Origin of the sequence: Pseudomonas fluorescens (assembly GCF_003732425.1) — a bacterium.
Taxonomy (GTDB): Bacteria; Pseudomonadota; Gammaproteobacteria; order Pseudomonadales; family Pseudomonadaceae; genus Aquipseudomonas; species Aquipseudomonas fluorescens_BE.
In genome coordinates, this window is sequence record NZ_MOBX01000014.1 from 115,414 (window position 1) to 129,413 (window position 14,000).

Genomic DNA, 14,000 nt, shown 5'->3' on the forward strand with positions numbered 1-14,000 from the left:
GCTGCATGCGGGCGCCATGCTTTGGCAGCTGACCCAGATGCTTTGGGTTGGCGGTCTATGGTTGATTCATCTCGGTTTGCAGCCGGCGTTGGGCAAGATTGGCCTGGCACCGCTGCTGATCGATGAAGTGGCCAGTGCATTCGAAGTGCTGGTGGTGGGGTTCGCCGCCGTATGCGTGATATTTCAGTCTTTGGTGCTGGTACAGGCCGAGGGCCTTGCCAGTCTATGGCGGGATTTTCGCGGGCAGGTGCTGCTGATGGCGTTGTATGCGTGTGCGATGTATGTCGCAGTGCGTGTCGGCTGGCCGGATGCGCAGCGCTGGCAGGTGTTCAGTTATCTGGTTCTGGGCTTTTCCGGGCTGGTGCTGGTGATGCAGCCGGTGCCGGGATGGAGTGGCAGGGTGCGCCAAGCACACCCTTGACCCTTGTCATCACTTGAAGCGATGAACGTTCGACAGCTGCTTGTTGACGCTGAAGTTCTTGCGATAAACCAGTGCCATCTTGCCGATGACCTGTACCAGGTCCGCTTTGCCGACCTTGCACAGTTCTGCGATATGCGCCAGGCGCGACTCGCGATCGAGGATATTGAGCTTGATCTTGATCAGCTCGTGATCCGCCAAGGCGCGTTCAAGTTCGGCTAAAACACCTTCAGTCAAACCGTTGTCAGCCACTGTCAAAACCGGTTTCAGGTGGTGGCCAATGGATTTGTACTGTTTCTTCTGCTCTGGAGTGAGCGGCATAATCTGACCCTTTCGTCTGGATTCTGTAAAATGGCGGCCATTTTACCCGAGGGCTCGTGGATCCGCCCAATTAATCACGACCCTAATCATCGAGGTGCCCAATGGCGCGTTCCAAGACAAGCCTTGGTTGGCTGAAACGACATGTCAACGATCCCTATGTGAAGCAAGCGCAGAAGGATGGCTACCGCTCGCGTGCGAGCTACAAACTTCTGGAGATCCAGGAGAAATACAAACTGATCCGTCCCGGCATGAGCGTTGTCGACCTGGGCGCCGCGCCTGGCGGCTGGTCGCAGGTCACTAGTCGGCTGATCGGTGGTCAGGGGCGTCTGATCGCTTCGGATATCCTGGAAATGGACAGCATTCCGGATGTGACTTTCATTCAGGGTGATTTCACCGAGGACGAAGTGCTCGGTCGAATTCTTGAGGCCGTGGGTAATTCACAGGTGGACCTTGTGATTTCCGATATGGCCCCCAATATGAGTGGTACGCCTGAAGTGGATATGCCAAAAGCCATGTTCCTTTGCGAGCTGGCGCTTGATCTGGCGGAACGGATACTCAAGCCGGGTGGAAATTTCGTGATCAAGATATTTCAGGGCGAAGGGTTTGATGTTTACCTGAAGGATGCTCGGAAGAAGTTCGACAAGATCCAGATGATCAAGCCAGACTCTTCCCGTGGCAGTTCCCGTGAGCAATACATGTTGGCTTGGGGCTACCGCGGCCGTAGCGAGTAAAACGAGGTTTTTGAGTGGGGTGATAGGTTTTTCGTATTTCGCCCCGCGTGCATAAGCGAATATTGTGTAGAAAGTGTTTCACAAAGGGTTACAGACGGCGCCTGCCAGAGTCGTAGGTAATGTAGTAAGTTAGGCCGGTGAATATCATGCGAAGCGCGCGCCAGTAGCGGAGCTTGCTTCAGAGGGTAGTTAATTGAACGATATGGCAAAGAATCTGATCCTGTGGTTGATCATCGCGGCTGTCCTGGTGACGGTGATGAACAACTTCTCCAGCCCTAACGAGCCGCAGACCCTCAACTATTCCGACTTCATCCAGCAGGTCAAGGATGGCAAGGTCGAGCGCGTAGCCGTTGATGGTTATGTGATTACCGGCAAGCGCAACGATGGCGACAGCTTCAAGACCATTCGTCCGGCAATCCAGGACAATGGCCTGATCGGCGATCTGGTCGACAACCACGTTGTTGTTGAAGGCAAGCAGCCTGAACAGCAAAGCATCTGGACCCAGTTGCTGGTAGCCAGCTTCCCGATCCTGGTGATCATCGCGGTGTTCATGTTCTTCATGCGCCAGATGCAGGGCGGTGCCGGCGGCAAAGGTGGGCCAATGAGCTTTGGCAAGAGCAAGGCGCGCCTGCTCTCCGAAGACCAAGTGAAAACCACTTTGGCTGACGTTGCCGGTTGCGACGAAGCCAAAGAAGAAGTTGGCGAGCTTGTTGAGTTCCTCCGTGATCCGGGCAAGTTCCAGCGTCTGGGCGGTCGCATTCCGCGTGGCGTGCTGATGGTCGGTCCTCCGGGTACCGGTAAAACCTTGCTGGCCAAGGCAATTGCCGGCGAAGCCAAAGTGCCGTTCTTCACCATTTCCGGTTCTGACTTCGTAGAAATGTTCGTAGGTGTCGGTGCCAGCCGTGTTCGCGACATGTTCGAACAGGCGAAGAAGCACGCCCCTTGCATCATCTTCATCGACGAAATCGACGCCGTCGGTCGCCATCGTGGCGCTGGCATGGGTGGCGGTCACGATGAGCGTGAGCAGACCCTCAACCAGTTGCTGGTTGAGATGGACGGCTTCGAAATGAACGACGGCATCATTGTTATCGCTGCAACCAACCGTCCTGACGTACTCGATCCTGCGCTGTTGCGTCCGGGCCGTTTTGACCGTCAGGTTGTGGTGGGGCTGCCGGATATCCGTGGTCGCGAGCAGATTCTCAAGGTTCACATGCGCAAAGTGCCAATGGGTGATGATGTCGCTCCTGCCGTAATCGCACGTGGTACTCCGGGCTTCTCTGGTGCTGACCTGGCCAACCTGGTCAACGAAGCGTCGCTGTTTGCTGCTCGTAGCGGCAAGCGCATCGTCGAGATGAAAGAGTTCGAACTGGCCAAAGACAAGATCATGATGGGTGCCGAGCGCAAATCCATGGTCATGTCCGAGAAAGAAAAACAGAACACTGCTTATCACGAAGCTGGCCACGCTATCGTTGGTCGCGTAGTGCCTGAGCACGATCCGGTGTACAAGGTGTCGATCATCCCGCGCGGTCGTGCGCTGGGCGTGACGATGTTCCTGCCGGAAGAGGATCGGTACAGCCTGTCCAAGCGTGCACTGATCAGCCAGATCTGCTCGCTGTATGGCGGTCGTATTGCAGAAGAAATGACTTTGGGCTTCGACGGTGTGACCACCGGTGCTTCCAACGACATCATGCGTGCGAGTCAGATTGCGCGAAACATGGTTACCAAGTGGGGCCTGTCGGAAAAACTCGGTCCGTTGATGTACGCCGAAGAAGAGGGTGAAGTATTCCTCGGTCGCGGCGGTGGCGGTCAGGCTGCCAGCTTCTCCGGCGAAACGGCCAAGCTGATCGACTCCGAAGTGCGCAGCATCATTGATCAGTGCTACGGCACCGCCAAGCAGATCCTCACGGATAACCGTGACAAGCTCGATGCCATGGCTGATGCGCTGATGAAGTACGAAACGATTGATGCCGAGCAGATCGACGACATCATGGCCGGTCGTACGCCTCGCGAGCCTCGCGACTGGTCGGGTGGCACGGGTGCGCCGCCGCCTCCTGTTGTTCAGGATGAGCGTCCGGAAACACCTATTGGCGGCCCGGCTGCTGACGTTTAAGGTTTGAAATGACTTCTGTTCAGTCCCTGACCCGGTTGCCTTGCGGCAACCGGGTTCTTGATTTGGCCCAGACGCATGTCATGGGTATTCTCAATGTAACCCCTGATTCTTTCTCCGATGGTGGTCAGTACAGCCAGCTCGACGCGGCCTTGCGCCACGCCGCGGCCATGGTTGCCGCGGGTGCGACGCTGATTGATGTTGGTGGCGAATCCACTCGGCCTGGTGCGCGAGCAGTGTCGCCGCTCGAAGAGCTTGAGCGTGTGGCGCCGATCGTCGAACTGATCAATCGCGAGCTTGATGTGATCATCTCGGTGGATACCTCTACACCCGCTGTCATGCGCGAAACTGCGCGGTTGGGTGCCGGGTTGATCAACGATGTGCGGTCGCTGCGGCGCGATGGTGCGCTGGATGCGGCGGCGGCTACTGGTTTGCCGGTATGCCTCATGCATATGCTCGGTGAGCCCGGAGACATGCAGGACAATCCGCAGTATCAGGACGTCACTCGCGAGGTCGCTGATTTTCTTGCTGAGCGCATGGTGCAGTGTGCTGCAGCCGGTATTCCTGCCGAGCGGATCATTCTCGACCCGGGTTTCGGTTTCGCCAAAACCCTTCAGCACAATCTAAGCTTGTTCAAGCACATGGAAGCTCTACATGCGCTGGGCAGGCCTTTGCTTGTCGGCGTTTCTCGAAAGAGCATGATCGGGCAGGCCTTGAATCGTCCTGTCGGTGAGCGGCTGCATGGTGGTTTGGCACTGGCGGCGCTGGCATCTGTGAAGGGGGCGCGTATATTGCGCGTCCATGATGTAGCGGAAACGGTAGACGTGACGCGCATGATCGCGGCCGTGGAATCAGCCGAATAAAAATGATGGAGCGCTTATGAGCAAGAAATATTTTGGTACTGACGGCATTCGTGGTCGAGTCGGTGAATACCCGATTACTCCTGACTTCATGCTCAAGCTCGGCTGGGCGGCCGGCATGGCTTTTCGCAAGATGGGTGCCTGCAAGGTGCTGGTCGGCAAGGACACGCGGATTTCCGGTTATATGTTCGAATCGGCACTTGAGGCCGGTCTGACATCAGCGGGTGCTGATGTGATGCTGCTGGGGCCTATGCCGACGCCCGCCATTGCCTATCTGTCGCGAACATTCCAGGCTGAAGCCGGCATCGTAATCAGCGCTTCGCACAATCCGCATGATGACAACGGCATCAAGTTCTTCTCTGGTAAAGGTACAAAGCTGCCGGATGAACTGGAGTTGATGATCGAAGAGCTGCTCGATACCCCGATGACCGTGGTTGAATCGAGCAAGATTGGCAAGGTCTCGCGGATCAACGATGCGTCGGGTCGCTACATCGAGTTCTGCAAGAGCAGCGTGCCAACGGGTAGCAGTTTTTCCGGCCTCAAGATCGTTATCGATTGCGCGCATGGTGCGACCTATAAGGTGGCTCCGAGCGTCTTCCGCGAGTTGGGGGCAGAAGTCGTTGTGCTATCAGCGCAGCCAAACGGTCTGAATATCAATGAAAACTGCGGCTCGACCCATATGGGCCAGTTGCAGGCTGCGGTGCTGGCGGAGCATGCCGACCTGGGTATTGCTTTCGACGGTGATGGTGACCGCGTCCTGATGGTCGATCACACTGGCGCCATCGTTGATGGCGACGAATTGTTGTTCATTATCGCCCGTGATCTGCATGAGCGAGGCAAATTACAGGGCGGCGTCGTTGGCACCCTGATGAGTAACCTGGGACTGGAATTGGCGCTGGCGGATCTTTCGATTCCGTTTATTCGTGCGAATGTAGGCGACCGCTACGTGATCGCTGAGTTGCTTGAGCGCAATTGGCTTGTCGGCGGCGAGAATTCTGGACACATCGTTTGCTTCAATCACACCACGACCGGTGATGCGATCATCGCGGCGTTGCAAGTGTTGATGGCATTGAAGGCCCGTAATGAAGGTTTGGCGCAAACCCGCCAGGCATTGCGCAAGTGCCCTCAGGTGCTGATCAATGTACGTTTCGGCGGTGGCGAAAGCCCGCTGGAACATCCGGCTGTAAAGGAAGCCAGCGCGCGCGTTACCCAGGCAATGGCGGGGCGTGGTCGCGTGCTTCTGCGCAAGTCCGGTACAGAGCCGCTGGTGCGGGTAATGGTCGAAGGCGAGGACGAAACTCAGGTTCGCAACTATGCCGAAGAGCTGGCAAAACTGGTAACTGAAGTTTCTGCCTGATACGGCTTGCAAGCCATGATTGTGTTGGGTAACATCTGCGCCCACTTTGACCGACGAGGTACAGCATGCGTCGCCCTATGGTAGCTGGTAACTGGAAGATGCACGGTGCCCGCGCCAGCGTCGCTGAGCTGATCAATGGCCTTCGTCATCTGGCCTTGCCTAGCGGTGTTGATGTCGCGGTATTCCCGCCTTGCTTGTATATCAATCAAGTGATTGATGGCTTGAAAGGCAAGTCGATTTCGGTCGGCGCGCAGAATTCTGCGGTGGAATCCATGCAAGGTGCATTGACCGGTGAAATTGCTCCGAGTCAGTTGGTGGATGCAGGTTGTTCCCTGGTGCTTGTCGGGCACTCCGAGCGCCGCCAGATAATGGGCGAGCGAGACGGGATGCTGAATCGCAAGTTCGCAGCGGCACAGGCATGTGGCTTGATTCCGGTGTTGTGTGTAGGGGAAACCCTGGAGCAGCGTGAGGCCGGTAAAACTCTTGAGGTTGTCGGGCGTCAGCTGGGCAGCATCATCGAGGAGCTAGGTGTCGGTGCCTTTGCCAAGGCAGTCATTGCTTACGAGCCTGTCTGGGCCATTGGTACCGGAGTGACTGCAACGCCGCAACAGGCTCAGGATGTGCATAAAGCCATTCGCGAGCAGTTGGCGGCAGAGAATTCTGAAGTCGCACGAGGTGTGCGTCTTCTATACGGCGGCAGCGTGAAGGCGGCCAATGCGGTCGAACTGTTCGGCATGCCGGATATCGATGGGGGGCTCATTGGTGGAGCTTCCCTGAATGCAGATGAGTTCGGTGCGATCTGTCGCGCCGCGGGAAACTGAAAAAATGCTGGAAACAGTCGTAGTCGTTTTTCATCTGCTGGGTGCATTGGGCGTAGTTGCTCTGGTTTTGCTGCAGCAGGGTAAGGGTGCGGACGCTGGCGCGTCTTTCGGAGCAGGTGCTTCAAATACTGTGTTCGGAAGCCAAGGTTCCTCTACCTTTCTTAGTAAGTTTACTGCTATACTTGCCGCCGGTTTCTTCATAACCAGCTTGGGGTTAGGATACTTTGCTAAAGAGAAGGCTCATCAGCTGACTCAAGCAGGTTTGCCAGATCCAGCAGTGTTGGAAGTACCTAAGCAGCAACAACCGGCTTCTGATGATGTCCCGGTGCTTCAAGAGCAAAAGTCGGCTACTCCAGCGACTGACGTACCTCCAGCTCAAGAGCAGAAGTAAGAAGGGTTTCAAACGTAGTTTTGCCGAGGTGGTGGAATTGGTAGACACGCAACCTTGAGGTGGTTGTGCCCATAGGGTGTAGGGGTTCGAGTCCCCTTCTCGGTACCAATTAGTCAGGAGAGCCCGCTGTTGCGGGCTTTCTTGCAGGTGGAAGGTTACATTGACCCTATAAGGGATCGGTCGTATACTTCCGCCCCAGCTTTGTCGCGGGGTGGAGCAGTCTGGTAGCTCGTCGGGCTCATAACCCGAAGGTCGTCGGTTCAAATCCGGCCCCCGCAACCAGTTTAAGGAGCCCCTTTTAAGGGGCTTTTTGTTAGCTGGACACTTTCAACGCCGCTGTTCGACGGCGTTTCAAGGATGGGCGTTAAGCCCATTTTTTTATTTTGCAAAGCATGCACATATCATGCACTAGGGGGTTCAGGTGTCGAGCAAGCTAGAAGAGTTGCAGGCCTTGCTGGCCCCGGTGGTCGTGGCCCTGGGCTATGAATGCTGGGGTATCGAGTTTTCGGCTCAGGGTCGTCACTCGATGTTGCGCGTTTATATTGATAAAGAGGGCGGTGTGCTGGTGGACGATTGCGCCATTGTCAGCCGTCAGATCAGCGGTGTACTGGATGTTGAAGATCCAATTTCCGTTGAATACACCCTCGAAGTTTCCTCGCCTGGCATGGAGCGCCCACTGTTCACTCTTGAGCAGTTTGCAAAGTTTGCCGGTGAACAAGTGAAGATCAAGCTGCGCTCGCCTTTCGAAGGGCGACGCAACTTTCAGGGCCTTCTGCGCGGTGTAGAAGAACAGGATGTCGTGGTGCAGGTAGACGACCATGAGTTCCTGTTGCCGATCGATATGATCGACAAGGCCAACATTATTCCCAGTTTTGACTGAGACGCGGATCCCGCGGATCCAATGGCTTGCGAAAGGCGAGGCGTACGATGAGCAAAGAAGTACTGCTGGTTGTTGAGTCGGTATCCAATGAAAAGGGCGTACCGGCAAGCGTAATTTTTGAAGCGCTGGAGCTGGCTCTGGCCACTGCTACCAAAAAGCGTTTTGAAGACGAAGTAGATCTGCGTGTGGAAATTAACCGCCACACCGGTTCTTACGAAACTTTCCGTCGCTGGACGGTCGTTGAAGAGAATGATCTCGACGATCCGGCCATCGAAACCTGGCCAAGCAAGGTTGCCGAAACGCATCCTGGCGCCAAGGTTGGCGACGTCGTTGAAGAAAAGATCGAATCCATCGAGTTCGGCCGCATTGCTGCACAGACTGCCAAGCAAGTCATCGTGCAGAAAGTTCGCGAAGCCGAGCGCGCTCAAGTGGTTGACGCCTATCGCGAGCGCCTGGGAGAAATCATCTCCGGCACCGTGAAAAAAGTCACCCGCGACAACGTGATCGTCGATCTGGGTAACAACGCAGAAGCGTTGCTGGCCCGTGAAGACATCATTTCTCGCGAAACTTTCCGTGTCGGCGTGCGCCTGCGTGCGCTGCTCAAGGAAATCCGCACTGAGAACCGCGGCCCGCAGTTGATCCTGTCGCGTACCGCGCCGGAAATGCTGATCGAGCTGTTCCGCATCGAAGTGCCGGAAATTGCCGAAGGCCTGATCGAAGTAATGGCTGCGTCCCGTGATCCGGGTTCGCGCGCCAAGATCGCCGTTCGCTCGAAGGACAAACGCATCGACCCGCAGGGCGCTTGCATCGGTATGCGCGGTTCGCGCGTCCAGGCAGTGTCAGGTGAGTTGGGCGGTGAGCGTGTTGATATCGTCCTGTGGGATGACAACCCGGCTCAGTTCGTGATCAACGCCATGTCCCCGGCTGAGGTTGCGGCAATTATCGTTGACGAAGATGCCCACGCCATGGACATCGCCGTTGGCGCAGACAATCTGGCTCAGGCCATCGGTCGTGGTGGTCAGAACGTGCGTCTGGCGAGCCAGTTGACTGGCTGGACCCTGAACGTGATGACCGAATCGGACATCCAGGCTAAGCAGCAAGCAGAAACCGGCGACATCCTGCGCAACTTCATCGACGAGCTGGAAGTCGACGAAGAACTGGCTCAGGTGCTGGTTGATGAAGGCTTCACCAGCCTGGAAGAGATTGCCTACGTACCGTTGGAAGAAATGCTCAACATCGACGGCTTTGACGAAGACATCGTCAACGAGCTTCGCGCTCGTGCCAAGGATCGTTTGTTGACCAAAGCCATCGCTACTGAGGAAAAGCTGGCAGACGCCCATCCGGCCGAAGACCTGCTCTCGCTTGAGGGTATGGACAAGGATTTGGCGATGGAACTGGCGGTGCGCGGCGTAATTACCCGCGAAGACCTGGCCGAGCAGTCTATTGACGACCTGCTCGACATCGACGGCATTGACGATGATCGTGCCGGCAAGTTGATCATGGCCGCCCGAGCCCACTGGTTCGAGTAATTAGGCGCGGCCTGAGGAGAGAAGTGCATGACGCAAGTCACGGTGAAACAACTGGCCGATGAGGTCAAAACACCGGTAGAGCGCCTGTTGCAGCAGATGCGTGAGGCAGGTCTGCCGCACACCGCCGCCGAAGAAAATGTGACTGACAGTGAGAAGCAGTCCCTGCTGACTCACTTGAAAAGCAGCCACAAGGCGAAAGTGGAAGAACCACGCAAGATCACGCTGCAGCGTAAAACCACCAGCACCCTGCGTGTGGCTGGTAGCAAAAGCATCAGCGTAGAAGTTCGCAAAAAGAAAGTTTTCGTACAGCGTAGCCCGGAAGAAATCGAAGCCGAACGCAAGCGTGAACTGGATGAGCGTCGCGCAGTAGAAAATGCTGCTCGTCAGAAGGCTGAAGAAGAAGCCAAGCAGCGCGCCGAAGAAGAAGCGCGCCGCCAGCCTGCTGCTGCGCAGACCGCTACCAGCGACGCCGTTGCGGCGCCGGCTGCAGTTGCCGAACCAGTTCGCGAAAGCGCGCCGGTGGTTGCCGCTGCTCCAGCTCCGTCTGCTGAAGTTCGCAACAAGCAGAACGAACAGCGCCGTCCTGACAAACCACGTGCCGACGACAACAATCGTCGCAGCGGTGGTGGTGATGGCGAGCGCAAAAACGCTCCGCATCGCGCATCGGTCAAAGAAAAAGCGCCGGCTCCACGTGTGGCGCCACGCACTACCGACGAAGAAAGCGATGGCTTCCGTCGCGGTGGTCGCGGCAAGGCCAAGCTGAAGAAGCGCAACGCCCACGGTTTCCAGAGCCCAACCGGCCCTGTCGTGCGTGATGTGCAGATCGGCGAGACCATCACTGTTGGCGATCTCGCCAATCAGATGTCGGTCAAGGCTGCTGAAATCATCAAGTTCATGTTCAAACTGGGTACTCCAGCGACCATCAACCAGGTGCTTGATCAGGAAACTGCTCAACTGGTAGCCGAAGAACTGGGCCACAAAGTGACCCTGGTCAGCGACACCGCCCTGGAAGACTCCCTGGCCGAGTCCCTGAAGTTTGAAGGCGAGTCGTTCTCCCGTGCTCCAGTCGTGACCGTAATGGGCCACGTTGACCACGGTAAAACTTCCCTGCTCGACTACATCCGTCGTGCCAAGGTAGCTGCTGGCGAAGCCGGTGGTATTACTCAGCACATCGGTGCGTACCACGTTGAGACTGATCGTGGCATGGTCACTTTCCTCGACACCCCGGGTCACGCGGCGTTTACCGCGATGCGTGCCCGTGGTGCCAAGGCGACCGACATCGTGATCCTGGTGGTTGCGGCGGACGACGGCGTGATGCCGCAAACCATCGAAGCAGTCCAGCATGCTCAGGCTGCCGGCGTGCCTCTGGTGGTTGCAGTGAATAAGATCGACAAGCCGGGCGCCGATCTCGATCGCATTCGCAGCGAACTGTCGGTTCACGGCGTGACTTCCGAAGACTGGGGTGGCGACACGCCTTTCGTTCCGGTTTCCGCGAAGATGGGTACTGGTGTGGACGAGCTGCTTGAAGCCGTCCTGCTGCAAGCTGAAGTGCTCGAACTGAAAGCGACTCCATCGGCTCCTGGCCGCGGTGTTGTGGTTGAATCGCGTCTCGACAAAGGTCGTGGTCCGGTGGCAACCGTTCTGGTTCAAGACGGTACCCTGCGCCAAGGCGACATGGTCCTGGTCGGTTCGAACTATGGCCGCGTACGTGCCATGCTCGACGAGAACGGCAAGCCAATCAAGGAAGCCGGTCCTTCCATCCCTGTCGAGATTCTCGGCCTGGACGGTACCCCGGACGCTGGCGACGAGATGAGCGTGGTGGCTGACGAGAAGAAAGCCCGTGAAGTGGCTCTGTTCCGTCAAGGCAAGTTCCGCGAAGTCAAACTGGCTCGCGCTCACGCCGGCAAGCTGGAAAACATCTTCGAAAACATGGGTCAGGCCGAGAAGAAGACGCTCAACATCGTCCTCAAATCCGACGTCCGTGGTTCGCTGGAAGCGTTGAACGGTGCCTTGAATGGCCTGGGCAACGACGAAGTACAAGTGCGCGTAGTGGGTGGCGGTGTCGGTGGTATCACCGAGTCCGACGCTAACCTGGCACTGGCTTCCAACGCTGTACTGTTCGGCTTCAACGTGCGTGCCGATGCTGGCGCACGGAAGATCGTCGAGCAGGAAGGTCTGGACATGCGTTACTACAACGTGATCTACGACATCATCGAAGACGTCAAGAAAGCCCTGACCGGCATGCTCGGCAGCGATGTTCGCGAGAACATCCTGGGTGTGGCCGAAGTGCGTGACGTATTCCGTTCGCCGAAGTTTGGCGCGATCGCTGGTTGCATGGTGATCGAAGGTGTTGTGCACCGTAACCGTCCGATCCGTGTACTGCGTGAAGACATCGTTATCTTCGAAGGCGAGCTGGAATCCCTGCGCCGCTTCAAGGATGACGCTTCCGAAGTACGTGCCGGCATGGAATGCGGTATCGGCGTGAAGAGCTACAACGACGTCAAAGTCGGCGACAAGATCGAAGTCTTCGAGAAGGTTCAGGTTGCTCGCAGCCTCTAACTCGCGCACTTCAGGAGCCGTGATGGGCTGCCGTACTCAACAGTGCGGCGCATCACCCGGACTCTAAACGCAACGCCCGGTCTGGCTTTTGTCAGGCCGGGCGTTTGCCGCTTTCAGACCTTGCGGGTTTCACCGCAGGGCAGTAACAGGTAACAAATCATGGCAAAAGAATACAGCCGTACCCAGCGTATCGGCGATCAGATGCAGCGTGAGCTGGCCCAGCTGATCCGTCGTGAAGTCAAAGATCCACGTGTTGGCCTGGTCACCATTACCGCTGTAGAAGTCAGCCGTGACGTCGGTCACGCGAAGATCTTCATCACCGTGATGGGGCAGGACAACGCTGAAGACATCGCGCAAAGCATCAAGGTGCTCAATGCCGCCGCAGGTTTTCTGCGCATGCAACTGGCCCGTGAAATGAAGCTGCGCAGCGTGCCGCAATTGCACTTCCACTACGACGAATCCGTCGTGCGTGGTGCGCACCTGTCGGCCCTGATCGAGCGCGCCGTGGCTGAAGACAATCAGCACGTTGCCGCTCCAGCGCCTGAAGACACCAAGGAGTAATTCGGTGGCTCAGGTCAAACGTATCCGTCGTAACGTCAGCGGCATCATCCTGCTCGACAAGCCGTTGGGGTTTACCTCCAACGCCGCGTTGCAGAAGGTTCGCTGGCTGCTCAACGCCGAGAAGGCCGGGCACACCGGCAGTCTCGATCCGCTGGCCACCGGCGTTTTGCCGCTGTGCTTCGGTGAGGCCACCAAGTTCTCGCAGTATCTGCTGGATTCCGACAAGGGTTATGAAACCCTGGCGCAGCTGGGCAAGACCACCACCACGGCGGATGCCGAGGGTGAGGTTTTGCAGGAGCGCCCGGTGACCGTTGGTCGCGCCGATGTCGAGGCTGCCTTGCCGAAATTTCGCGGGCAAATCAGTCAGATACCGCCGATGTACTCGGCACTCAAGCGTGATGGCCAGCCGCTGTACAAGCTGGCGCGTGCAGGCGAAGTAGTGGAGCGCGAACCGCGTTCTGTTACTATTGCGCGCTTGGAATTACTGGCCTTCGAAGGCGATACTGCGCGACTCGCGGTGGATTGCAGCAAGGGCACCTATATTCGTACCCTGGTGGAGGATATCGGTGAGCAACTCGGTTGTGGTGCGTACGTCGCTGAATTGCGTCGTACCCAGGCCGGGCCTTTCACCCTGGCGCAGACCGTGACTCTCGAAGAGCTGGAAGCGGTACATGCCGAAGGCGGCAACGAAGCGGTCGACCGCTTCCTGATGCCATCGGACAGCGGCCTGCAGGATTGGCCGCTGCTGCACTTCTCGGAAGCGAGCGCGTTCTACTGGCTCAACGGCCAGCCGGTACGTGCTCCGGATGCTCCGAAGTTCGGCATGGTGCGGGTACAGGATCACAATGGTCGCTTCATCGGTATCGGTGAAGTGAGCGAAGACGGGCGCATCGCGCCACGTCGTTTGATTCGGTCAGAATGACCGGAACCGGCCTGTGTCACAGCAGGTCGGCGAGTGTGGCTGTTAACAGGCACGGTCACGACTCATTTATAGATACAGGGATTTGTCCCTGGCCTGTTGAAGCTGTTTCCCTGAAACAGTTTCCTGATAAAAGGATTGCCTCATGGCTCTCGACGTTCAAGAAAAAGCTCAAATCGTTGCTGACTACCAGCAAGCTGTTGGTGACACTGGTTCGCCAGAAGTGCAAGTTGCACTGCTGACCGCCAACATCAACAAACTGCAAGGTCACTTCAAGGCCAACGGTAAAGATCACCACTCCCGTCGTGGTCTGATCCGCATGGTAAACCAGCGTCGCAAGCTGCTGGACTACCTGAAAGGCAAGGACGTGAGCCGTTACAGCGCTCTGATCGCTCGCCTGGGTCTGCGTCGCTAATCAGCGATTGCGCTATGAGGTTGGTGGTCTGCAAGACGTCCGCGGTTTACCGCGGTCGCCTTGCAGGCTCCCAGCCTCAAGTTTTATCTGGATACACGTTTTACCCCGGACAAGGGTCGGGCCGATTCCCG

At 57.1% G+C, this 14,000-nt stretch carries 14 protein-coding genes and 2 tRNA genes; 15 read left to right on the forward strand and 1 reads right to left on the reverse strand.

Annotated features, from left to right (window positions below):
* The first annotated feature begins 16 nt into the window (after positions 1-16).
* Positions 17-421: an MFS transporter gene (locus BK670_RS17565; protein ID WP_123451559.1), complete on the forward strand. Its 405-nt coding sequence runs from the start codon at positions 17-19 to the stop codon at positions 419-421.
* A gap of 9 nt (positions 422-430) precedes the next feature.
* Here BK670_RS17565 and BK670_RS17570 read toward each other — a convergent pair whose 3' ends face one another.
* On the reverse strand, positions 431-739 hold the full coding sequence (locus tag BK670_RS17570; RefSeq protein ID WP_003221534.1) for a YhbY family RNA-binding protein: 309 nt from the start codon (positions 737-739) through the stop codon (positions 431-433).
* Between the two features lie 101 nt (positions 740-840).
* Between BK670_RS17570 and rlmE the strand changes: the two genes are divergently transcribed.
* The 14 genes from rlmE (at position 841) to rpsO (ending at position 13,869) form a co-directional block, all read left to right on the forward strand.
* Complete coding sequence (gene rlmE, locus BK670_RS17575) at positions 841-1,470, forward strand: 23S rRNA (uridine(2552)-2'-O)-methyltransferase RlmE (protein ID WP_007915237.1); 630 nt, start codon at positions 841-843, stop codon at positions 1,468-1,470.
* Positions 1,471-1,672: 202 nt separating this feature from the next.
* Positions 1,673-3,580 carry an ATP-dependent zinc metalloprotease FtsH gene (ftsH, locus tag BK670_RS17580; RefSeq protein WP_123451561.1) on the forward strand — a complete coding sequence of 636 codons (1,908 nt, stop codon included), beginning with the start codon at positions 1,673-1,675 and terminating at the stop codon, positions 3,578-3,580.
* An 8-nt stretch (positions 3,581-3,588) separates the two neighbouring features.
* Complete coding sequence (gene folP, locus BK670_RS17585) at positions 3,589-4,440, forward strand: dihydropteroate synthase (protein WP_123451563.1); 852 nt, start codon at positions 3,589-3,591, stop codon at positions 4,438-4,440.
* 16 nt (positions 4,441-4,456) lie between these two features.
* Positions 4,457-5,794 (forward strand): phosphoglucosamine mutase, encoded by a 1,338-nt coding sequence (gene glmM / locus BK670_RS17590; RefSeq protein WP_123451565.1) that lies wholly within the window; start codon positions 4,457-4,459, stop codon positions 5,792-5,794.
* A 65-nt stretch (positions 5,795-5,859) separates the two neighbouring features.
* Entirely contained in the window at positions 5,860-6,615 is a 756-nt protein-coding gene (gene tpiA / locus BK670_RS17595) for a triose-phosphate isomerase (protein WP_123451567.1), read from the forward strand.
* 4 nt (positions 6,616-6,619) lie between these two features.
* Positions 6,620-7,006, forward strand: a complete 387-nt coding sequence (secG, locus tag BK670_RS17600) for a preprotein translocase subunit SecG (RefSeq protein ID WP_027610782.1) — start codon at positions 6,620-6,622, stop codon at positions 7,004-7,006.
* A gap of 22 nt (positions 7,007-7,028) precedes the next feature.
* A tRNA-Leu gene (locus BK670_RS17605) sits at positions 7,029-7,114 on the forward strand.
* Between the two features lie 97 nt (positions 7,115-7,211).
* Positions 7,212-7,288 (forward strand) — tRNA-Met (locus tag BK670_RS17610).
* A gap of 139 nt (positions 7,289-7,427) precedes the next feature.
* Positions 7,428-7,886 (forward strand): ribosome maturation factor RimP, encoded by a 459-nt coding sequence (gene rimP / locus BK670_RS17615; protein WP_007915250.1) that lies wholly within the window; start codon positions 7,428-7,430, stop codon positions 7,884-7,886.
* Between the two features lie 47 nt (positions 7,887-7,933).
* On the forward strand, positions 7,934-9,415 hold the full coding sequence (gene nusA, locus BK670_RS17620) for a transcription termination factor NusA (protein WP_003221546.1): 1,482 nt from the start codon (positions 7,934-7,936) through the stop codon (positions 9,413-9,415).
* A gap of 27 nt (positions 9,416-9,442) precedes the next feature.
* Positions 9,443-11,974, forward strand: a complete 2,532-nt coding sequence (infB, locus tag BK670_RS17625) for a translation initiation factor IF-2 (protein ID WP_123451569.1) — start codon at positions 9,443-9,445, stop codon at positions 11,972-11,974.
* 159 nt (positions 11,975-12,133) lie between these two features.
* Positions 12,134-12,535 (forward strand): 30S ribosome-binding factor RbfA, encoded by a 402-nt coding sequence (rbfA, locus tag BK670_RS17630; RefSeq protein ID WP_016771753.1) that lies wholly within the window; start codon positions 12,134-12,136, stop codon positions 12,533-12,535.
* Positions 12,536-12,539: 4 nt separating this feature from the next.
* On the forward strand, positions 12,540-13,457 hold the full coding sequence (gene truB / locus BK670_RS17635; protein WP_123451571.1) for a tRNA pseudouridine(55) synthase TruB: 918 nt from the start codon (positions 12,540-12,542) through the stop codon (positions 13,455-13,457).
* A 142-nt stretch (positions 13,458-13,599) separates the two neighbouring features.
* A complete protein-coding gene (rpsO, locus tag BK670_RS17640) occupies positions 13,600-13,869 on the forward strand; it encodes a 30S ribosomal protein S15 (protein WP_011332409.1) in 270 nt (89 codons plus the stop codon).
* The last annotated feature ends 131 nt before the right edge of the window (positions 13,870-14,000 follow it).